Below are 22505 nucleotides of genomic sequence, written 5' to 3' on the forward strand. Positions count from 1 at the left end.
TGTCTATACTAAGTTGCTTTTCGACGATTGAAGCAGTAACCTGTTGATATACAAGGTTAAGTATTAGTTTATCTGCATATATATCGGATAAAAAAAAGCTGTTTATTTGTACCTTTGTTCAAACATAAAATTAGCCCTCATGAAAACACAATTAACTTCATTTTTTTTATTTATTTCGTTATTATCTTACGCTCAATCTGCAATTGGTACATACTTTAGTGCACCGATGTCTAATTACTCCATTGTAACCTCTGCATCTGCTATAGATGAAAGCACAGCAGGAGCAAATTTAACATGGACTTTCGATCAGCTTTCGGAAATAGGAACCTCTACAGATAATTACGCGGCTCCAACAAATGCCGAATTAACTGAGTACCCCGGTACCACGTCCGTTTTAACAGTAAGTAGTACTGTAGGTGCTACAACCAGTGAAAGTAAAGTTTTTACTAAAGATGTATCGGGTGCAATTTCTTTTACGGCGGTAAAAGCAACCAATCTAGAACTTAAATATAACATCGATAATGGTTTAATAGGTGATTTTCCATTAAGTTATGGATATTCTAATACCGATAATATTGCAGGTACCTATCAGTTCAATGCATTTTCTGGAACTTTTACGGGAACCATAACTACCAGTGTAGATGCTTACGGATCCTTAACATTAAATGATGTAGGATCTGGAGATTATAGTGGTAATGTAACCCGATTAAAGGTTGTTCAAAACCTTAATCTGGGGTATCTTATTAATCCAAATGCCGGAACAGCAATTCAAACCAACTATTATTATTACGATGATACTAATGGAGAGCTTATATTTAGATCGGCAGTTGTTACTATAAATGTTCCTGCGATTTCAATAAATCAAACCAATACGGCAATGGAATGCTTGAAAAAGGATGTATTAAGTACAGATGGAAATGAGATCACATCAAGTCAATTAAGAATTATATCAAACCCGGTAAAAGATGTCTTGAATTTAAGTTTGAAGGATCATAGTATTGTAGTGAAAGCTATACGGTTATCAGATATTAGTGGAAAACAAATTCTTAGTGTAAAAGGCATGCACAAGTCTATTACAGTAGATTATTTGCCTAATGGAATTTACTTTGCAACCATTGATACCAATAAAGGTATAGTTTCAATGAAGTTTGTTAAAGGTTAAACGTTTATTCCAAAAAATCCCATATAAAAGCCCTCTGTTACTTATTAATTACAGGGGCTTTTTTATATCAAGATGTTACTTCTATCTTAATAAAGCTAATTAACGTGAATCTTACATAAGAATTCAAGGTGTTCCTCCCTTTTAAAAAGCTACAGTGTACTCACATCTTTTTAATTAAGACACGAATTACACGGATTTACACGAATAAAACCTCAATATAATGGATAGCTTTCGATGCTATTCATAATCACGAATCAGACTTTCAGTCTGTTTTTACAATCCAAGACCGATTTATTTCTATTATATTTCTGTATTTTAATTTATAAATAAGTAAACTTAAATTACTTATTTATAAATAATTTATATTTAGAACCATTTGTGATAATTCGTGAAATTAGTGTCTATATTTATAAAACTATATATTTAATATGCAGCCATATTTGTGGGTACACCGTAGCTATTAAAAAGGGAGGTGGATCCCGATGAGATCGGGATTCGGAGGGTTATATATGTTTGTTATTTTTAATAAAACGCCTCTTTCTTCCAATTTTTATCAAAATCGAAATTCATTTCTCGGCTTTAAATTAAAGAGGAGAGCACTGTGACAGTAAAAAAATAGTTCTGAAACAAGTCTGGGACACACACCGACATAAATTCTCTTATCCAAGATTCGTTAATTAATAAAACAGATTAATAAAAAAAATAGAGCGACTATAAAAGAAGCTCTATTTTTGTCATCAACACAAGGAGATTGTTTACGCAATTAATCTCCTAACTTATATACCTTATCTAAGGCAATCCATTTTTCACCATCTTTAGCCCAGGGTAATTCCTGTTGGTAATCCCACATAAGGTTTTCCCATTCTTGTACTTTTGGATTATTGGCATCCATTTCAGCCTTTTTAACAGGATCGAAAGTCTCATCAACTTCCATAATCATAAACATTCTATTACCTGTTAAATAGATTTCCATATCAACAATGCCGGCATCTTTAATACTTTTTGTTATTTCCGGCCAGGCATTTCCAGCAGCATGATATTCTTTGTATTCTGCAATTAATTTAGGGTTGTCTTTTAAATCGCATGAATAACAATATCTTTTTGTACTCATTATGTAATACTTTTAGTTATTATATTTTTTATAAACGTTTCTAGCATAAATCACTACGAAAAGAAGGCAGAAGAAAGAAAGGAAGAAAGAGTATCTCATTTCTGTAACTCCTAAAAATAATGTGTCTTCGTATCCTTTTCCTCCAAAATCCAAGATGTAGCCTTTAAGGAACGGTAACAGGGCTCCACCAACAATGGCCATTACTAAAAATGCTGCCCCGAACTTTGCATCTTCTCCTTGACCTTCTAAGGCAATACCGTAAATGGTAGGGAACATAATAGATAGGAAGAATGATGTGGTAACCAATGAGTAAATACCCAACATTCCTGGTAAAAATATGGCTCCTATAATGGTTGTCATGGCTCCAAGTCCGAAATACATTAATAATTTACCAGAGTTCATTTTAGCCAACAACGCTGTACCAGCAGCTCTACCAGCTAAGAAGACAGCATAACCTGCGTACCCGTAAGCTACAGCCGACTGACTGTCGATACCTAAAGTTTCGGCATATTGATATACATATGTCCAACACATAATTTGAGCGCCCACATAAAACGCTTGTGCAACTACACCAAAGGCAAATTTCTTTTGACTCCATAATCTTTTAACAGATTCAGAAAATTTCACATTAGCTTCCTGGCTCTTATTTTGAGGCATTTTTAAAACGCTAATAAGAATAAAAAAGATAACTACAACTATACCTAAAACAACATAAGGATTACGAATAACCTCTAAATCGGCAGTTCGCATAGATGCCTTAGCAGTTTCAGAAAGTGTATCGTAAATTGGTGTACCGTCTTCGGCTACGTTATCAGATTGTAATGCTCCTAATACAAAAGTTTGGGCAATAAATAACCCCATTATAGAACCAAAAGGGTTAAACATTTGTGCAAAATTTAAACGTCTCGTTGCCGTTTCTTCTGCACCCATAGATAGTATGTATGGGTTTGCGGTGGTTTCTAAAAATGCTAATCCAAAAGTTAAAATATACAAAGCAGCTAAAAAGAAACCATAACTTTCAAGCGAAGCGGCAGGGTAAAATAATAGTGCTCCAACCGAGTAAAGTGCCAGACCAACAAGGACTCCTTTTTTGTATGAAAATTTATTTACAAAAAGGGCTGCTGGAATTGCCATAGTAAAATAACCGCCGTAAAAAGCTAATTGTACTAAAGATGCTTTTACGTTAGAAAGTTCTAATACTTTTTGGAATCCGCGAACCATAGGATTGGTCATATCGTTAGCTAATCCCCACAACGCAAAGAGCGAGGTGATTAAAATAAAAGGAACTAAAATAGATTTAGATACTACAGGTATTTTACTTTCTGAACTCATAATAGTTTATTTAGTTAGTGTTTATGTGTAAATGTATATTTTAAATGAAATAGAATAAATACGGATTGTTCAAAATAAGAGAACATATGATTTATTCTTCGGTTAATAATGATCTATCTAAATGTACATAACCACCATCGCAGAAAATAAACTGCCCTGTAGTATGTGATGATTTTTCCGATATGGTGAAAAGACATGTATCTGCAATTTCCTCTGGAGTTGTCATTCTGTTTTCTAAAGGAATTTTCTTTACGATAGATTTTAATTTCTCTTCACCGTTTTCAAGAGTTTTTATCCAGTTATCGTAAGCCGGTGTCCAGCTTTCTGCAATAATAATGGCATTAACCCTAATCTGTTCTTTAATTAAATCTACAGCCCATTCGCGTGTTAAGCCTAATACGCCTCCTTTAGATGCTGCATATCCTGATGTTCCTCCCTGACCGGTTAAGGCTACTTTAGAGCCTATATTTAGAATGTTTCCTTTAGATTTTTTAAGTAACGGTAATGCATGTTTTACTACCAGAAAATAACTAACCATGTTGAGTTTTAGTGAATTCATGAACTCCTCGTAAGAAGCATCTAATCCAGCACCATCATTTACTCCAACGTTATTAATTACAACATCTATTTTACCATACTTTTCTGCAATGGTTTCTACGGCAGTTTTTATCTGTTCCGGATTAGTAACATCAGTTTGGCAAAATATAGCATCTATGCCTCTTTTTTGTAATTTTTCAACATAACCAAATCCTCTGGCATTTCTATCTATTACAGCAGGAGTAGCTCCTTCATCTGCTAGCTTTTGTAAAATGGTTTCTCCTATGCTGCCTTCAATTCCAGCAGCACCAGATATAACAACTACTTTTCCTTTTAATCCTAAATCCATTTTTTAAATTTTTTTGTTATTGTAAATTGTAAAATTTAATAGCATTACCGCCCATAATGGCAGCTTGTTCTGTAGAACTTGTTTTTGCTATAAAATCTACTACTAATTCTTTTACTCTTTTATAATTTCCTGCTACCAGGCATACTGGCCAATCCGATCCGAACATGGTTCTTTCTGTTCCAAAAGCATCAAGAATCAAATTCATATAAGGATGTATTTGAGCCGGTGTCCATGTCGTGAAATCGGCCTCTGTAATCATGCCCGATAATTTGCAATACACATTTTCGTGTTTTCCAATTTCTTTCATTAAAACCGCCCAGCCATCATAAAAACCGTCTTTTATATAGGGCTTAGCAATATGATCGATAACAAATTTTTGATTCGGGAATCGTTTTACGAATTCTAAAACGGCTCCTAATTGATGTGGGAATACCAATATATCGTAAACGTAATGATGCTTTTCTAAAATTGAAATGCCCTTTAGAAAATTTGGACGTAATAAAAAATTGGAATCTGGTTCGCCTTGTACAACATGGCGGAAGCCTTTTAGTTTTTCGTGTTCTTTATAGGTTTCTAAAACAGCTTCGATATTATCCGCTCTTAAGTCTACCCAACCCACAACACCTTTAATGAAATTGTATTTGGAAGCCAGATCTAATAAAAAATCTGTCTCAATAAGTGTTTGGTCCGCTTGTACGGCTACACAGCCATCAATACCATTTTCGGCATATACTTTTTCTAAGTCATCAGGTAAAAAATCTTTACGAATAACAGACATGCTTTCGTCTATCCATTCGTGCTTTACGGGTTCGTAATTCCAAAAATGCTGATGAGAATCTATTATCATACTTATCTTTTATGCTGATGTTGTTAGTTTTATAAAAAGCGGTTTAGATTTCTATTATAGAGTATCCAGTGCTTCCTTAATTCCCCTATTCACAATATTCTCTATATGCTTTGTTACTGTTTCCTGTAGGCCATCAAAAGCAGTTAAATCTGTTCCCCAGAAGTTTGTATTGGCTAATGTTGCTTTTGTTATAGCTGGAATATCATCAGTAGCCCATTGTGATACAAAGAAATCTAGTGCAGATTGATCATCTTTTAACGGGATGGTTTCTCCATTTCTGTCTCCTTTATAAAAAACAATTAAAGCAGCTAAAGAAAACAGCAACCTATTTGGTAACTCATTTTTTCTTTTGATGTATTCTAATACAGAAGGCAACACCCTTGTTTTGTATTTTGAAGTTGAATTCAATGAAATACTAAGCAATGCATGCTCTAAATAAGGATTTCTAAAACGATCTAATACATCGTTAGAAAATTGCTCCAGTTCTTCTTTAGAAAGGTCTAAAGTCGGACATATTTCATTAAAAATAGTGTCTTTCAGGTAACCACCAACAACGTTGTCTTCTAACGATTCACGTACTTTATCAATACCGTACAAATACCCCACAGGAACCAACGTAGTATGTGCACCATTTAAGATTCTTACTTTACGGGTTCTGTAAGGCTCCATATTGTCTGTAAACACAATATTTAATCCGCAAACTTCGGCAGGGATTTCTTCTTTCACAGATGCTGGGCCTTCGATAACCCATAAGTGAAATTGTTCGCCTTCAACTACCAGATTGTCTTTGTACCCTAGCTCATTAGTGATGGCGTCCATTTTATCTTTAGGATAACCGGGAACAATCCTATCTACTAAGGTGTTGCAGAAAATATTGTCTTCATTAATCCATTCTACAAAGCCATCGCCTAAATTCCAGTCGGAAGCATATTGCAAAATGATTTTCTTTAGGTTTTCCCCGTTTTTGTCTATTAATTCACAAGGAATCACAATAAGTCCTTTATCTGAAGCACCTCCAAAAGCTTGGAATCTTTTGTATAGTAAAGCTGTTAATTTTCCAGGGAAACTGGATTGTGGTGCATCATCTAACTTGTCATTAGCATTATAAGCAATTCCGGCTTCTGTAGTATTGGAAATTACAAAACGCAAATCCGGGTTTTCAGCATTTGCTAAATAATCATTATAGTTTTCATAAGGGTTAATACCTCTTTGAATGCAATCAATAATTTCATGCTCGCTAATAGCCTGTCCGTTTTTAATACCGTTCAAGTATAATGTGTACAACCCATCCTGATCGTTTAACATTTTAATTAAACCTTGATCTATGGGCTGTATGGCTACAACACCGGCATCAAAATTTGCTTTTTTGTTCATTTCATGAATCATCCAGTTGGCAAAGGCTCTTAAAAAGTTACCTTCTCCAAATTGAATAATGCGTTCTGTATATGTATTTACTTTTGTTGTATTTCTATTTAGTGTATTCATTACTTGGGTGGTTTTTGTTGGTTTTTGGTTGCTGGTTGTTGGTTTTTTGTTGTTGGTTGTTGGTTGTTGGTTTTTTGTTTTTGGTTGCTGGTTTTTTGGTTTCATTATTCTAAACTCTAAACATTGAACTTTTCAACTTTCCAACTTTAAACATTGAACTTATAGAGAAACCCCTCTTTTCCAAGGGATAAAATCGTTGTTACCATGAAGTACTGCTTTTGAAGCTACTTCACCACTAGCTACTTTTATAATGTGATCTAGAATTTTTTCACCCATAGACTCAATGGTATCTTCGCCACTAATTACCGTTCCTGCATTAATATCGATAATGTCATTCATTCTTTCGTACAAATGTGTATTACTAGACATTTTTAAAACAGGTGCTACGGGATTTCCGGTAGGTGTACCTAAACCTGTTGTAAATACTACGATATTACATCCAGACCCAACTAACCCCGTGGTAGACTCTACATCATTACCGGGTGTACATAATAGGTTTAAGCCTGGTTTTGTTACTTGCTCTGTATAATCTAAAACCTGAGTAACTGGAGAAGTACCTCCTTTTTTAGCAGCTCCTGCAGATTTCATAGCATCGGTAATTAAGCCATCTTTTATGTTTCCTGGAGAAGGATTGTTCTCAAATCCAGATCCAACGGCTACTGCTGCTGCAGAATAAGCGCGCATTAAATCGTAAAACTTCTTAGAGTCTTCTTCAGTTTCACAACGGTTTATAATTTCCTGTTCTACACCGTTAAGTTCTGGAAATTCAGATAATACAGGGCTTCCTCCCAATGCCACCAATAAATCGGAGGCATAACCTAAAGCCGGATTTGCAGAAATTCCTGAAAATCCATCAGAACCACCACATTCTAACCCTAATACTAATTTGCTTAATGGAGCAGGTTGTCTGGTAATTTTATTGGCTTCAATTAATCCTAAAAAGGTATGTTTAACAGCTTCTTCTATTAATTTTCGTTCGCTTTCGCTTTTTTGCTGTTCTAAATAGTGAACAGGTTTATCCAGATTAGGATCGATAGCATCTAAAGCGTTTTGAAGCATTTCTATTTGTGCATTCTGGCAACCTAAACTAAAAATGGTAGCTCCTGCTACGTTTGGGTTTGTAATGTACCCTGCTAATAGTTTGCACAAGGTTTCAGAATCCTGACGAATACCACCACAACCGCCATCATGTTTTAGAAATTTAATACCATCAACATTAGGGAAGGTCCTGTTTTTGGTCATTTCTTCCTTTGTAGTAATGATAGGCGTATTTAAAATAGCGTCTTTCGAAGCACCTGCTTTGTATTGATTGATTAAAGCATCGGTATCTACCGCGAAATCTTTTTTTGTTTCGTATCCTAGTTTTTCAGAAAGTGCACCTTCTAAAACATCAACGTTTCTGTTTTCGCAAAAGGTTAACGGAATTACGAGCCAATAGTTTCCTGTGCCTACTTTTCCATCTTTTCTATGGTAACCATTAAATGTTTTGCCTTTAAAGTTAGAAATATCGGGTGCCGACCAGGTAAATTTTTCTTTTGAATCCTGAAATTCTGCAGAGGCATGTTTTACATTTTCAATAGTAATGGCACATCCTGCCTGGATAGGTTCTATGGCTTTGCCAATTAGAACGCCATACATGAAAATTTCATCACCCATAGCAAAATCATTTAAAGCAAACTTGTGCTTTTGTTTTATATCTTCCTTTAAGGTGATATCGATACCCTGTATTGTGGCTACTGTACCTTTTTCAAGAGGTGTGATGGCTACAATAATATTGTCTTTTGGGTCTATCTGAACGTAATTCTTAGACATTGTATTTTTTAATTAAAATTTACTGTAGCTTTAATTACTCCAGTTGCTGGGTCTAACCAACTATCAAAATTTTCTATCATTTCTGTAAATGGAACATTGTGTGTAATAAAAGAGTCAGTTGGGAACTGATCCAATACACTTATTACATGTTCAAAATCTTCTGTTGTTGCATTTCTACTGCACATTAATGTCATTTCCTTGGCATGAACAGCAGGGTGTGTATAGGTTAGCTCTCCTTTAGATAGTCCTACCAATACAAATCTACCGCCATGAGCCATATAATCTGGACCTGCTTCTAAAGCACCTTTATGACCAGATGCATCAAATACAGCAGTAGCCATATCGCCATTAGTAATTTCTGAAATTTGTTTTACAGGATCGTTACCAACATTTACGGTGTAATCAACACCAATTTTGTCTTTTGCGTATTGTAAACGATCATCGTTTAGATCTAATGCAATCACTTTAGCTCCTGCTATTTGCGCTAGTTTCATGATGCCTATCCCAATAGGTCCACAGCCAACAACTACTACAATCTCATCCTTTTTAATGGCTGCTCTCCTAATGGCATGTGCGCCAATAGCTAAAGGCTCTACAATGGCCATCTCGTCGTTAGACAGGTTATTGGCAGGTAATAAAATGTTTGTTGGTACAGTTATTTGTTCTTGCATACCACCATCTCCATGTACACCAAGTACGGTAATGTTAGTACAACAGTTTGTTTTACCGTTTCTACAAGCAATACATTCTCCGCAGCTTACATATGGCATTATAACGACTTTATCTCCGGCTTTTATGCCTTGAGGATTTTCTCCTATTTCTAAAACTTCGGAAGCCAATTCGTGCCCTAAAATCCTTGGGTAAGTGAAAAAAGCTTGATTCCCAGCGTAAGCATGTAAATCTGTTCCACAGATACCCACTTTATTTATTTGTAATAAAGCTTCATTTTCTTTTCTAACTGGAGCTTCTTTTTCTTTTAAAAGAAATTCTCCTGGCTTTTCGCAAACAATGTATTTCATAAAAATAAGTATTAAGAATACAAAATTAGACCCATTTATAGGTTAAATCTACCTAATAGAAGGCATTTTATGATACTTTAATTGCATTAAAATAAATATATAGGTGTATATTGCATTATAAGATCAATAATTATAACCGAATATGAAACTTCATTTTATAGATAGAAGTGATTTAAGCAATAATACGTTTAGTGTTACGCACCATAGCTATCCCTATTTTTTAAAAATCTGGCACCATCATAGAGAATTAGAACTGGTTTTGTCTATAAAAAGTAAGGGTACTCGATTTGTTGGCGATAGCATTCTTAAATTTGACGAAGGTGATTTAGTACTTATAGGCAAGGATTTGCCGCATATGTGGTTAAACGATGATGAGTATTTTGAGGCATCGTCTAATTTAAAGGCAGAGGCGGTTGCCATTCATTTTAAGCAAGATTTTTTGGGGAACGATTTTTTTAAAATCAATGAAATGAAACCAATTTTGGATATGTTGGAGAGATCTAAATATGGTATTAAATTTTTGAATATTAGCCCAGAACTAGAGCAAAAAATTAAAACAATTTCTACGCTTAGCGGGGTTAAAAGAATTATTAGTTTTATTGATGTTTTAAATGATTTGGCGCAGAGCGAAACCTATGAGCTACTGGCAAGCAAAGGGTTTGTGAATTCTTTTAACAAAGGAAGCCATAAGAATTTAGACAAGGCTTACGAGTATATATTTAATAACTTTAAGGAGCAGATAAGCCTTGTAGATGTTGCCAAAATAGCCTGTATGAATCCATCGTCGTTTAGCAGATTGTTTAAAAAAGTAAATGGGAAATCGTTTACAGAGTATTTAAACGAGGTTAGAATAGGGTTTGCTTGTAAGCTTTTAATGGAACGGGATAAGAACATTTCTAAAGTGTGTTATGAATCTGGTTTTAATAATATTTCTAATTTTAATAGGAGGTTTAAGGCGCTTATGCAAATGTCTCCTAAGGTTTATGTGGAGCATTATAGGAAGGTGGGGGTTGTTGGTTAGTTGATGGTTGTTGGTTGTTGGTTGTTGGAATGTTTATTTGTTTAGGTGTTGAACCGTTAAGTTGTTTGTATGTTGCTTGATGATGTTTATAAATAAGTAAATCATGTTTGTTTATTTGTAAATATGGGTTGCGAGCTTATTCAGATAAATGCAGACAGAAAGTCTGATTCGTGTTAATGATTAGTATGGATTGGTATTTGGTGTATTGAGAAACCATTCGAGATAATTTGTGATATTCGTGGCTTACACTTACATGTTTTAATCCATAAAACACCTAATAAGTTTAAAATCAATTTTTTTAAGCCTTTGCAAATACTCCTTATTTCTGGTTTGAAAATTTTGAGGGTTACTGAAAAAAGCATTATAGAAGTACCTTTTTATTATTTTGTTGGAGTTGTGCAACGGCTATCAATGTTAGCAAAGTTATTTAAACATTTCAGTATGTATGCTAGCGTTTCGTGTATGGGGCGTATCCCGAAGGGTATGAGCTATACAGTTCTTTGTTGACGGTTCGTTTTTATTCTATAAGGTCATAGTGTTGAATTACAATCCCGCTACCACAAGCAATTGACTTCCGTAACCTCAGCTGTTGCCAACTCTCTAATTCATTAAAAATTGGTATGCCTTTCCCTAATGCAATAGGATTAACAAATAGATGAAATTCGTCTATTAAGTTTTCTTTTACTAAAGCAGAAACAAATGAGCTACCTCCATAAACAATAATATCTTTATCACTTTCATTCTTTAATTTCTTTATTTCGTTCTTCAGGTTTCCTTTAGCAAGTACCGTATTTTCCCACTCAGATTTCTCAAGGGTATTGGTGAAAATGACTTTCTTTTGGCGAGCTTTAATTTTTGATAATTGATACATCGGGTCATCTGGTTTTGTCAAAGTATCAAACCAATATGGTATATAATCAGCTGCTAGCTTTCTGCCTATAATTTCAGTATCAGCAGAGTCCGCTAATTCCAAGACATATTCTTTGATTTCATCCCAGGCCCATGTCACCCATTTTTGCTCGTCATTCGGACCTGTTGAATTAAACCCATCCAAGGAAACTTGCATTTGTAATTTTAACTTTCTCATGAGCTAAATTTTTTCTTTTAATGACCACCATTGTTATACAACGTAATTTATTCATCATCAAGTATCATACTTGCAATTTGTAAATTAATCTGGTTTGGTCTGATTGTCCAGTTTAAAGCACCATTAGTCAACAAAATCACTGTAACATTTTGATTGGTTTGTTCATTCCAATAATGTCTAAAAGAGGAAATTCCAGCTCCTCCGTGTCCAACCATCCTGTAATTATCTTGGAGTCTATATGATTCCCATCCTAATCCAAAATAGCTCTCTTTCCCATTATTTAATTTTACAGGTGTCCAAATTTTTTCGAGTTGCTCTTTTGTTAGGATTTTTTCTTTTTGGATGGTTTGAAACCACTTTATCAAATCACCTATAGTGATATTCAGGCCAGCTCCGGCATACATTGGTGAAGAATAGTTTAATGGAAACATTTCCAGTTCACCATTAATATTTTGATAACAAGTTACCCTGTTGGGAATAACTTGCTTAAATCCTCCGTATTTCGCCGAGCTTAATCCAAATTTGTCAAAATATTGCTCTTGCATATACGATTCAAAATCTCGATTAGCCAATTGTTCGATTATAGCACGAATCAATAAAAACCCTGTTGCGTTATACTTTGATTCAGTTCCTGGTTTAGAACTAAATGGCTTATCTTTTATAGCATCAATAACAGATTTTTCACTATCGGGGGCTAAAAAAATTTGATAATCTATTTGATCCGGAATGCCAGAAGTATGGGAGAGTAATTGTTGGAGAGTTAATTTTCTCCAAGATTCTGGTAAATCATCTCTATTTGAAAGAAAATCTTCTACAGTTTCACTTACATCCCTGTCATAAATGTTTAATAATTTATGAAGTGCAACTGAGCTCAATAATTTGGATATTGAAGCAACAGGAAAAGACTTGTCTAAAGTCATTGGTACTTTAAGTTGAGCCTGTGCTAATCCGAATGATTTTTTGTGTGCTAATTTGTTGTTAACCAGAATCGCATAGTTTAACCCAATAATATTTAGGCTATCAATGGTACTTTCTAAATAAGTATCGACTTTATTAAAAACACTTTTATTATTTTCTTCTTGAGCATAAGATTTCCCTATCAAACAAGTGATTAGAAATAGTTGTAAAATTAGTTTCATTAAATAAGTTTGTTTCAATGACCAATTAGATTTGAAATTGTTACAGTTTTAAAAAGTAACTATTGTTTTATGTTGTGTAACAACGGTGTATGTGTACTGGTCCAAATATATCCATTATATTTCTCACAAATCTAGCAGATTTCTGACGGATTTGAAATTATTAACAGCAATTCATGTGCAAATATCAGCTGTTACTTTTCTTTTTGCTTACCCAATGAGATTTTATAGTCATCTATGCTCCCTTTGATCTTTAGATTGAGATACTTTATTTTTTCATTAGGATCTACTTCTAGAATCTTATCTTCCTGCTCCCCATTAATTGCAGTATCTTTCTTATTTCCAAATAATTTTTGCCAGGCAGCTTTTCTTACCGTTTTCCAGGGAATACGTATATAATAATCGATGTTTTGATTATTATCGTGCGTACCAGAAAATTCCATATGCCCTAAAGTAGATTCGATGGACATAGCAGGAATATTAATCTTACCTTGCTTTATATCCAATCTATTTTGTAAGGTGTCAAACCGAATGTTTTGCAGGTTTTTATCACCCATATAATCTGAAAGCGCCAGCATTGGATCATAATTTTTTAATCTTCCATTTAATACTTTAACGTCCATTTCTATAGTGGATTGATCCAGATCTGGCACCATATCCGGATATACTCTAATCTTACCCTTAATTCTGGATGTGAGTTTCCCTTGTAAATTTTCTGAAACGAGATGGTCTTGCCCAAAATTTTCGAATTTGAACAGTAATTTATTCAAATCAATATTGTTCATAACCAAATCCGGTTGCATATAGATATGTTTTGGATCACTACCATTAAAATATCCATTTAATCGAATATGTCCCCCTGCTGCATCCATATTTAATGTATCTATATAAATGTAATGGTTAGGTGTGGTTCTTAAATCTGCTGTAATATTTTGAAGATCTATTCTATGGTACATAAAGTGGGCTATATCTACTTTAAATTGCATATCTGTAAATGGTAACTCATACAAATTAAAGGCCTCTGCATGTTGTTTTACATCAGCAGTTTTTGAAGTAACAACTTCTGTTGGTTTTGTAGGACTTAAATTGAAATTGAAAAGGGCATCAAAGTCGATATAATTTGCCTTTAATTCCAGGTAATTATCTCTTTTCTTTATTTGTTGGTCTTTCCCCAAATAATAATTTAAATCGAAATTAAAATTGGTGGCTCCTATTTCCCCATGAAAGTCTTTTATCACCAAATGTTCGTTTTCGTAATGTATGTTTCCTCTAAAATCGTGAATGCGAAGTGGGTGCAGCTTCATTTTTGTATCTAACTTATCTAAAGCCAGATCGATGTCATGTAAAGCAGAATCTTTATAATGCATACTAGAGGCAAAATGCAAGGTCAAATCATCAAAAGCTTCATGTCGGTATTCTTCTGGAACATAATTTTCGCCCTTATACGAAAAAACATCTTCCAGTCTTAATTTTTTAGAAGAGAGGTTGATATCTAGATCTACATCTCCGTTGAGTTCGGGTTGCATCCAAAATGCATAATCATGAATTAGCCCGTCAAAATGAAAGTCGCTATCATCTATATAACCGGTAAAATCTTTTATTTTTAAGTCTGTGCTGTCTATTAATACATCAGCATGAAAATCATGTAGCTTATGCGGATAATGCTTTAACTCTGCATATAAACTGTCTATAAAGAAATCACCTTTAGGTAAATATTTGGATTCTGTAAAATCCTTTGCAGAAGCCTTAAAAGAAAGCCCCAAGCTTAGATTTTTTATTTGCTCATCCAACCCTCGGGTGGTGTTCTGTTTTGAAAAACTTGTTAATTGAGCAATATCTATGTATTTCGAGGCTATATCTAAATGAGCTGTTACCGGAATGTTGGTATGATGTACAACTGCAGGTAAATTTGTAAGAAAACCGGTTATTGACAAATCTGAATTCCCCATTAACAGTTCAAACTGGTTCAGGGTCGCTTCCTTACCGTTCATTACCAAATTTATATTCAAATTGTGTAAGGGAGCCGGAAGTTGTTTGGCAACTAAACTCACGTCTTTTACAGTCAATTCTGCAAAGTATGCCTGATTGAGCTTTTGTAATGCTTTTTCGGGGTGTTCGATATCAATAATATCGTGAAAATTCATTTTCAACGACACTTCTCCGGAGGTATCCTGTACTTGTTCCAGTTCGAAAAAATCTGCAATAAAATTGAGATTGAAATTCGAGTTTATTTGCATTTCTACTTCTGGGGATTCAAAATTTTTCACAAAAACAGAGCCTTCAAATACACCCTTTTCTAAAGATGCCGTTATATCGGTTAGAGAAAACGCCATGGTACTTGTGTCTCTGTTTTCTCCATTGGTAAAATGACCTTTAAAGCCAACATTATCTATTTTTTTATCTCTTTCAGTGTTTTCTAAAAAGGCTTTTCCAGCCTTAAAATCGACATTGATAAAAGGTCTGTTGCCTTTGTTAGCGGGCCCTTGTATACTCGCATTAAAATAGATTTCACCGGCATTTTTGTATTTCTCTAATAGCGGTATTATATCTGCCGGGGCAAAAGCTATAAGCATATCAAAATTAGGCTTTGTTCCATTTATAGTAAGATCCAGGTCCATATCCTTTTTTGTATCTATAGAGCCTTCTAACTCAAAATCCCCGTTTTCCATTACAATACCAGAGGGATCTATATCAAGAATTCCCGTGTATTCATCAAATACCACATCGGTATGAACTTCAAAATGTTTTTTACTAATAAAGGTTGTATCTCCGTTTTTTATCACATTTAATTCAAAATCTGTATCTATATGCCCGGCAATGACACTATCTTTTAGACGAAAACCGCCTTTAGCGGTGTATATAAATTTTTCAACATCAGTATTTGTGGCTTCATCTAACGTGTGTATATCCAGATTTTTAAGTTTAATTTTTTTTAGATGAACGTTAAAAGAAGATGTTTCTGTTTCAGAAGTACCAGCTAAGGAATTTTGAATATTAGTCGTATTATTTTCATGAATTACAATATTAAAAACACCTTCTTCAACTAATATAGATTGTATATCAAAGTTTTGATTAACAATATCCCATAGGTTAAAGCCTACGTATATGTCTTTTACATCCATTATAACGGGCGCATGGTCTTCTTTTGTTTCAAAAATTTGTACATCGTAAACTTTTATAGAGATGTGTGGAAAGTTGCCGAAAAGGGATAATTTACTTTTACCAACACTAATAAGGCCTTTGTGTTCTTGGTTTAGTTTAGCGATTCCATCTTTAATAATTTCAGCTTGGTTGCTCTGTATATATAGCATTAGGCTGCCTACTAATAAAATAGGAACTAAGATTAGTACTAATAAAATTCGTTTCCAGATTTTTTTAATCTTCAAAGTAGATGTCTTTAGGGTTAGAAAAGGTGTTCGAAGTTAAAAGTAACGAATTCGCATGAAAGAATCTTACTTTTAGAATGTGATTTCTTTTTTGGAGCAACTGCATTTATTGATTGAATATTTTAAAGTTTGAGTAGAAATGCCCGCGTAATGTAGTTTTTGAACTAAGATCTTTATGAATGAGTAAACCGTGTTTATTATTTTGTAAACATGGCTTGTAAGCTTACCTAGATTTTGGATAGACTGAAAGTCTGAAATTGTGTTAATAATAGTAAAGAACGGTATTGATAAGTATTAAGAAACGATTCGAGTTAATTTGTGTGATTTGTGGCTTAATTAATGTTTTTGCTTTGTTAAATTGTTAAATTGTTAAATTGTTAAATTGTTAAATTGTTGAATTGTTGAATTGTTGAATTGTTGAATTGTTGAATTGTTGAATTGTTGAATTGTTGAGGGTGTAGGTAACGGTTGTTTTATAAATGAGTAAACTGTGTTTGTTTATTTGTAAACATAGTTTGAGAGTTTGTTCTGATTAAGGCAGAATTATAGTCTGATTCGTATTGTTATAAATCCAGACAAGTTTAAATTCTAAGAAGTACTTTATATGTAGCGTGTTTGTAATTATAGAGGTTTTTTATCAGGGTGTTTTGGTCTTATCGGGCTATTTTGGTCTTATTGGGTTATTAAAAAAATAGGCTACTTGATACCTTTGGGCGAAATTTAAACCCTAAATTATTATGAACAAAACATTACTTTTTTTGAGTGCCCTCTTTTTTTATGGAACAGTGTCTTATGGGCAAGGTATAGGAGACACCTTTACTTTTGAAGGCATTAATTATATTATAAGAAACCTGGACCCGGCTAGGGTAGTAGAGGTTGGTGAGAATAGAGCCTTTAAGGGTAAGGCTGATATCCCTGCTATGGTTACTTTTGAAGGGATTGATTTTCAAGTATCTAGTATTGGGGATAGAGCGTTTTATAATTGTACAGGCTTAACATCGGTAACTATCCCGAACTCTGTTACAAGTATTGGGAAGGATGCTTTTTATCTTTGTACAGGCTTAACCTCTGTAACTATCCCGGATTCTGTTACAAGTATTGTATTTGGTGCTTTTTCTGGTTGTACAGGCTTGACCTCTGTAGATATTCCAAATTCTGTTACAAGTATTGGAGACTGGGTGTTTTCTGGTTGTACAGGCTTAACTTCTGTAACTATCCCAGATTCTGTTACAAGTATTGGGAATAGAGCGTTTTTTCGTTGTGCAGGCTTAATCTCAGTAACTATCCCAGATTCTGTTACAAGTATTGGGAATTATGCATTTTCTGGTTGTGCAGGCTTAATCTCAGTAACTATCCCAGATTCTGTTACAAGTATTGGGAATTATGCATTTTCTGGTTGTACAGGCTTAACTTCTGTAACTATCCCAAATTCTGTTACAAGTATTGGGGATGGTGTATTTTCTGGTTGTACAGGCTTAAGCTCTGTATATATTCCAAATTCTGTTACAAGTATTGGGTATATTGCGTTTTATAGTTGTACAGGCTTAACTTCTATAACTATCCCAGGTTCTGTTACAAGTATTGAGAGGCAGGCTTTTTCTTTTTGTACAGGCTTAACCTCTGTAGATATTCCAGATTCTGTTACAAGTATTGGACAAAGCGCTTTTAATGCTTGTACAGGCTTAACCTCTGTAGATATTCCAGATTCTGTTACAAGTATTGGGTGGTGGGCTTTTTCTGGTTGTACAGGCTTGACCTCTATAGATATTCCAAATTCTGTTACAAGTATTGGATTAAGTGCTTTTTCTGGTTGTACAAGCTTAACCTCTGTAGCTATTCCAGGATCTGTTACAAGTATAGGAATTGAAGCGTTTTATAATTGTACCGACTTAACCAAAGTATCAATAGACCAGAAAGCCCCATTAACAATTACTGCTGACGTATTTGAAAAGGTAGAGACCTCTAAGGTGGAACTGCAGGTGCCGGTTGGTAGCGTATCTGCCTATCAGGCAGCAGATGTCTGGGAAGGGTTTAGCCCCATTAAGGAGATAGCAACACTAGGCGTAGATGACAAGCAAAAAAACGAACCTGTACTAAACATATACCCAAACCCCAATACAGGAGTTTTAAATATAAAGGCACAAGCGCCCGGTTCGTTTCAAATAATAAACGCATTAGGCCAGGTTGTAAAAACCTTTAATGTAGGCCCTAATGGCTTTAACAAAATAGATTTAGGAATTTTAGACAACGGGCTGTACCTGGTTAAAGAAACCAAAGGTACTCTGTCTAGAGCAAAAAAGCTGCTAGTTAAACGGTAGGTAGCCACTCTAAAAAACTATTTTTTTATTAGATATTAGTTTTATATACAGGGTTGTAGTGTCTCTATTTTATAATAAATAATTATAGAAATGTCTTATTGGTCTATTTTTGGTCCTATCGGGCTATTTTGGTCTTATCGGGTTATTAAAAAAATAGGCTACTTGATACCTTTGGGCGAAATTAAGACCCTAAATTATTATGAACAAAACATTACTTTTTTTGAGTGCCCTCTTTTTTTATGGAACAGTGTCTTATGGGCAAGGTATAGGAGACACCTTTACTTTTGAAGGCATTAATTATATTATAAGAAACCTGGACCCAGCTAGGGTAGTAGAGGTTGGTGAGAATAGAGCCTTTAAGGGTAAGGCTGATATCCCTGCTATGGTTACTTTTGAAGGGACTCAGTTTCAAGTTTCCAGTATTGGGAATAGAGCGTTTTATACTTGTATAGGCTTGACCTCTGTAACCATACCGACCTCTGTTACAAGTATTGGACAAAGCGCTTTTTATTCTTGTATAAGCTTAACCTCTGTAGATATCCCGAACTCTGTTACAAGTATTGAGAATTATGCTTTTTTTAGTTGTATAGGCTTAAGATCGATAGATATTCCAAATTCTGTTACTAGTGTAGGATTTCAAGCGTTTTCTTTTTGTACAGGTTTAACCTCTGTAACTATTCCAGGTTCTGTTACAAGTATTGAGAATTATGTTTTTCGTGATTGTACCGGCTTAACCAAAGTATCAATAGACCAGAAAGCCCCATTAACAATTACTGCTAATATATTTCAAGGCGTAGAGCTCTCTAAGGTGGAACTGCAGGTGCCGGTTGGTAGCGTATCTGCCTATCAGGCGGCAGATGTCTGGAAAGGGTTTAGCCCCATTAAGGAGATAGCAACACTAGGCGTAGATGACAAGCAAAAAAACGAACCTGTACTAAACATATACCCAAACCCCAATACAGGAGTTTTAAATATAAAGGCACAAGCGCCTGGTTCGTTTCAAATAATAAACGCATTAGGCCAGGTTGTAAAAACCTTTAATGTAGGCCCTAATGGCTTTAACAAAATAGATTTAGGAATTTTAGACAACGGGCTGTACCTGGTTAAAGAAACCAAAGGTACTTTGTCTGGCGCAAAAAAGTTGCTGGTTAAACGGTAGGTAGCCACTCTAAAAAGCTTGAGTTCTTTTTATAACAAATGTATTTTAAGGGGCGATCCAAAACATAGACGTAATCTGTTATTTCTAATAAAAGAAAACTCAGGTTAACGGGTTTGAAGCAATAATAATATTAACGTGAATCTTCTATGGATAAGAAAATTTATGTCAGTTTGAAACATCCAATAAAAATTTTATCGAGTGTAAAATATTGACGCCATGTCTCCTCGAAGTCGAGAGGTCTTAAGGAGGTCTCGACTGCGCTCGACCGGACATAGGTCAATCATCAATTTAAGAGGTGTTTATAAAATGACGTCAATGGTAGTGATCCCGATTTTCTTCGGGATCGTATCGAAAACCTGTCTATCGACAGCTACAGTGTACCCACATCTTTTTAATCAAGACACGAATTACACGGATTTACACGAATAAAACCTCAATATAATGGATAACTCTCGATGCTATTCATAATCACGAATCAGATTTTCAGTCTGTTTTTACAATCCAAGCCCGATTTATTTCTATTATATTCCTGTATTTTAATTTATTAATAAGTAAATAGTGGTTACTTATTTGTAAACAATTTATATTTAGAACCATTTGTGATAATTCGTGAAATTAGTGTCTATCTTTATAAAACTATTATATAATATGCAGCCATATTTGTGGGTACACCGTAGCTATCGACAGGCAGGCCAATAAATTTTCGTCAAAAAAAGCTTCTCTATAGTTCTGCGTAGTCGAAGTGCTAAATTCTTCCAGAATTTTACTCGAAGTAACTTCCGAACTCTTAAGCAAGAATCACGTTAATATTATGCTGAATGTCAAAAAAATAAAATCAAGGGTACTGGTGATATTTAAAGATTAGAACTCATGTTTATTTAAGTAAAAAAGAGCGCATCTAAGATGATGCACTCTTCTTTTAAACAAACAACTAAACCAAAAAATATATTTGTTGGAATATTACAACGTAATTTCCAAAACAAATGCGTGTTTACCAGGTTTTTGTTGAGGCATCTCAACATGTAAACCTGTATCGTCTTGCGACCATTTTATATCGGCATCGCTCCCTAGCATTTTTACTTTACTAACGGCATCTTCTGCTTTTTTAACCGATTTAATACTAACCTTATTGTTTTTAGGCCATGCCATCATAATGGCATATAGTTTCCCGTCTTTTTGTGTAAAACGGATATCCTGACCTGTAAATTCTTTATTACCGCCTTCAGAATGATGACCTGTACCTACTTCTGTTGGACCTTCACCAAATACTTTCCAATATTTCGTGTTGTAAATCGCATCGCCATTAGTAGATAACCAATCACCAATTTCCAATAAAATATCTTTTTGGTCATCAGGAATTGTACCATCCGCTTTTGGTCCTACATTTAAAAGCAGGTTTCCATTTTTACTTACTATATCTACTAAATCATCTATAAGTTGATTTGCAGTTTTAGACTCCCAATTGCTAACATGACACCAGGAATTTTTTCCTATAGAAGTATCTGTTTGCCAAGGCAATGCTCTAATACCAGGTAGTTTACCACGTTCTAAGTCATAAATAACCGTTCCTTCTGGAAAGGCATCATGATCGAAGTTTTTATCTTGAAGCACCACTTCTTTACCCCATTCTATACCTTTATTATAGTAGTAGGCGGCAAGTTTAGGTCTGTATTCCTTAAAAGCAGGCATGTCCAGCATAAAGTCGAACCATAAAATATCTGGTTGATAGTTGTCTATCAAATCAACTGTACGATTCCACCAAAGCTTTTTAAATTCTTCAGAAACAGGTTCTTTAGGGTCTTTTCCTTTCTTAGAGTATAGATCGGCGTTTTCAGGATCTACGGTGTCAAAAGTATCTTTCTTATTAAAAAAAGACCAGTTGAAAGCATAATGGGACGATGCTCCCATAATCATGCCTTTGCTTCGCCCTTCTTTAAACAATTCGCCTAAAATATCTCTTTTAGGTCCCATGTTTACAGAATTCCAACGTGTGGTGTTCGATTTGTACATGGCAAATCCGTCATGGTGATCAGCTACAGGAACAACATACTTAGCTCCAGATTTTTTAAACAGATCTATCCATTCTGCAGCATTAAACTTTTCAGCTTTAAACATAGGAATAAAGTCCTTATACCCAAATTCCTTTGGGTTTCCATATGTTTTTACATGATGTTTGTATTCTTCTGTAGGTCCTTCTCGTTCAACTCTTAAGGTGGCACTTAGTCTGTTTTCGTCCATGTACATGTTACGCGGATACCATTCAGAACCAAATGCAGGAACAGCATATACTCCCCAGTGTATAAATATTCCAAATTTTTGATTGTTAAACCATTCAGGGTCTTTATAATGTTTTTTTATAGATTCCCAATTAGGCTGATATACTTGAATTGAATCCTTCTCGGTGACTTGAGCAATTTTTTTGTCATTTTTTGATCCACATGACATCAAAAAGACGAGAGAGAGTATTAAAAGTAATTGATATTTTTTAAAAGACATAAGGTATTTTTTTAATAATGTTTTTGGTTAGAGACTATGTGAATTTTTATTATCAGTTTCTGTTGCTAATGTCTAATTTTGTTGGGTTTTGTAAAGTGTCGAATGTTGAAAACTATATAACAAATGGGTTTTTATTTTTTTTATAAAGCTAAATAAATGGGTGTTATCTTGTTCATTTACAGTATTTTCGTACTTTTTATATGATAATTTCTGTTTTTTAAAGGCTATACCAAATTTAAATCGCGAAA

The 22505-nt window shown here is 34.4% G+C and carries 15 protein-coding genes; 4 read left to right on the forward strand and 11 right to left on the reverse strand.

Annotated features, from left to right (window positions below; all coding sequences use genetic code 11):
- Nucleotides 1-139: 139 nt before the first annotated feature.
- Entirely contained in the window at nt 140-1162 is a 1023-nt protein-coding gene (locus C1H87_RS17885; protein ID WP_102757127.1) for a T9SS type A sorting domain-containing protein, read from the forward strand.
- Nucleotides 1163-1925: 763 nt separating this feature from the next.
- Here C1H87_RS17885 and C1H87_RS17890 read toward each other — a convergent pair.
- The 7 genes from C1H87_RS17890 to C1H87_RS17920 form a co-directional block, all read right to left on the reverse strand.
- A complete protein-coding gene (locus C1H87_RS17890; protein ID WP_102757128.1) occupies nt 1926-2273 on the reverse strand; it encodes an L-rhamnose mutarotase in 348 nt (115 codons plus the stop codon).
- Nucleotides 2274-2285: 12 nt separating this feature from the next.
- On the reverse strand, nt 2286-3605 hold the full coding sequence (fucP, locus tag C1H87_RS17895) for an L-fucose:H+ symporter permease (protein WP_102757129.1): 1320 nt from the start codon (nt 3603-3605) through the stop codon (nt 2286-2288).
- A gap of 91 nt (nt 3606-3696) precedes the next feature.
- Nucleotides 3697-4491: an SDR family oxidoreductase gene (locus C1H87_RS17900; protein ID WP_102757130.1), complete on the reverse strand. Its 795-nt coding sequence runs from the start codon at nt 4489-4491 to the stop codon at nt 3697-3699.
- 16 nt (nt 4492-4507) lie between these two features.
- Nucleotides 4508-5338 carry an amidohydrolase family protein gene (locus C1H87_RS17905; RefSeq protein ID WP_102757131.1) on the reverse strand — a complete coding sequence of 277 codons (831 nt, stop codon included), beginning with the start codon at nt 5336-5338 and terminating at the stop codon, nt 4508-4510.
- A gap of 54 nt (nt 5339-5392) precedes the next feature.
- On the reverse strand, nt 5393-6928 hold the full coding sequence (locus tag C1H87_RS17910) for a tagaturonate reductase (protein WP_317048172.1): 1536 nt from the start codon (nt 6926-6928) through the stop codon (nt 5393-5395).
- A gap of 54 nt (nt 6929-6982) precedes the next feature.
- Nucleotides 6983-8635 carry a UxaA family hydrolase gene (locus C1H87_RS17915; protein WP_102757132.1) on the reverse strand — a complete coding sequence of 551 codons (1653 nt, stop codon included), beginning with the start codon at nt 8633-8635 and terminating at the stop codon, nt 6983-6985.
- Between the two features lie 8 nt (nt 8636-8643).
- Nucleotides 8644-9654 carry a zinc-binding alcohol dehydrogenase family protein gene (locus C1H87_RS17920; protein WP_102757133.1) on the reverse strand — a complete coding sequence of 337 codons (1011 nt, stop codon included), beginning with the start codon at nt 9652-9654 and terminating at the stop codon, nt 8644-8646.
- Nucleotides 9655-9796: 142 nt separating this feature from the next.
- Here C1H87_RS17920 and C1H87_RS17925 point away from each other — a divergent pair, with 142 nt between their 5' ends.
- The gene (locus C1H87_RS17925; RefSeq protein ID WP_102757134.1) at nt 9797-10675 is read left to right on the forward strand and encodes an AraC family transcriptional regulator; all 879 of its coding nucleotides are present in this window, start codon (nt 9797-9799) and stop codon (nt 10673-10675) included.
- Nucleotides 10676-11192: 517 nt separating this feature from the next.
- Here C1H87_RS17925 and C1H87_RS17930 read toward each other — a convergent pair.
- The 3 genes from C1H87_RS17930 to C1H87_RS17940 all read right to left on the reverse strand — a co-directional run bounded on the left by C1H87_RS17930 (nt 11193) and on the right by C1H87_RS17940 (nt 16284).
- Nucleotides 11193-11762 carry a dihydrofolate reductase family protein gene (locus C1H87_RS17930; protein WP_102757135.1) on the reverse strand — a complete coding sequence of 190 codons (570 nt, stop codon included), beginning with the start codon at nt 11760-11762 and terminating at the stop codon, nt 11193-11195.
- Nucleotides 11763-11809: 47 nt separating this feature from the next.
- Complete coding sequence (locus C1H87_RS17935) at nt 11810-12901, reverse strand: serine hydrolase domain-containing protein (RefSeq protein ID WP_102757136.1); 1092 nt, start codon at nt 12899-12901, stop codon at nt 11810-11812.
- Nucleotides 12902-13092: 191 nt separating this feature from the next.
- Nucleotides 13093-16284 carry an AsmA family protein gene (locus C1H87_RS17940; RefSeq protein WP_102757137.1) on the reverse strand — a complete coding sequence of 1064 codons (3192 nt, stop codon included), beginning with the start codon at nt 16282-16284 and terminating at the stop codon, nt 13093-13095.
- A gap of 737 nt (nt 16285-17021) precedes the next feature.
- Here C1H87_RS17940 and C1H87_RS17945 point away from each other — a divergent pair.
- A complete protein-coding gene (locus tag C1H87_RS17945) occupies nt 17022-18602 on the forward strand; it encodes a leucine-rich repeat protein (protein ID WP_102757138.1) in 1581 nt (526 codons plus the stop codon).
- A gap of 199 nt (nt 18603-18801) precedes the next feature.
- Entirely contained in the window at nt 18802-19761 is a 960-nt protein-coding gene (locus C1H87_RS17950; protein ID WP_102757139.1) for a leucine-rich repeat protein, read from the forward strand.
- 960 nt (nt 19762-20721) lie between these two features.
- Here C1H87_RS17950 and C1H87_RS17955 read toward each other — a convergent pair.
- Complete coding sequence (locus tag C1H87_RS17955) at nt 20722-22257, reverse strand: alpha-L-fucosidase (protein WP_102757140.1); 1536 nt, start codon at nt 22255-22257, stop codon at nt 20722-20724.
- Nucleotides 22258-22505 lie beyond the last annotated feature (248 nt).

It is taken from the genome of Flavivirga eckloniae (assembly GCF_002886045.1).
In the GTDB taxonomy this organism is placed as follows: domain Bacteria; phylum Bacteroidota; class Bacteroidia; order Flavobacteriales; family Flavobacteriaceae; genus Flavivirga; species Flavivirga eckloniae.

Bases quoted from the DNA above. Each gene is read 5' to 3' on its own strand.
- C1H87_RS17930 (WP_102757135.1), bottom strand. From the start codon at position 11,762: ATGAGAAAGTTAAAATTACAAATGCAAGTTTCCTTGGATGGGTTTAAT.
- C1H87_RS17925 (WP_102757134.1), top strand. From the start codon at position 9,797: ATGAAACTTCATTTTATAGATAGAAGTGATTTAAGCAATAATACGTTT.
- C1H87_RS17900 (WP_102757130.1), bottom strand. From the start codon at position 4,491: ATGGATTTAGGATTAAAAGGAAAAGTAGTTGTTATATCTGGTGCTGCT.
- C1H87_RS17890 (WP_102757128.1), bottom strand. From the start codon at position 2,273: ATGAGTACAAAAAGATATTGTTATTCATGCGATTTAAAAGACAACCCT.
- C1H87_RS17955 (WP_102757140.1), bottom strand. From the start codon at position 22,257: ATGTCTTTTAAAAAATATCAATTACTTTTAATACTCTCTCTCGTCTTT.
- C1H87_RS17945 (WP_102757138.1), top strand. From the start codon at position 17,022: ATGAACAAAACATTACTTTTTTTGAGTGCCCTCTTTTTTTATGGAACA.
- C1H87_RS17950 (WP_102757139.1), top strand. From the start codon at position 18,802: ATGAACAAAACATTACTTTTTTTGAGTGCCCTCTTTTTTTATGGAACA.
- C1H87_RS17885 (WP_102757127.1), top strand. From the start codon at position 140: ATGAAAACACAATTAACTTCATTTTTTTTATTTATTTCGTTATTATCT.
- C1H87_RS17935 (WP_102757136.1), bottom strand. From the start codon at position 12,901: ATGAAACTAATTTTACAACTATTTCTAATCACTTGTTTGATAGGGAAA.
- C1H87_RS17905 (WP_102757131.1), bottom strand. From the start codon at position 5,338: ATGATAATAGATTCTCATCAGCATTTTTGGAATTACGAACCCGTAAAG.
- fucP (WP_102757129.1), bottom strand. From the start codon at position 3,605: ATGAGTTCAGAAAGTAAAATACCTGTAGTATCTAAATCTATTTTAGTT.
- C1H87_RS17920 (WP_102757133.1), bottom strand. From the start codon at position 9,654: ATGAAATACATTGTTTGCGAAAAGCCAGGAGAATTTCTTTTAAAAGAA.
- C1H87_RS17915 (WP_102757132.1), bottom strand. From the start codon at position 8,635: ATGTCTAAGAATTACGTTCAGATAGACCCAAAAGACAATATTATTGTA.
- C1H87_RS17910 (WP_317048172.1), bottom strand. From the start codon at position 6,928: ATGAAACCAAAAAACCAGCAACCAAAAACAAAAAACCAACAACCAACA.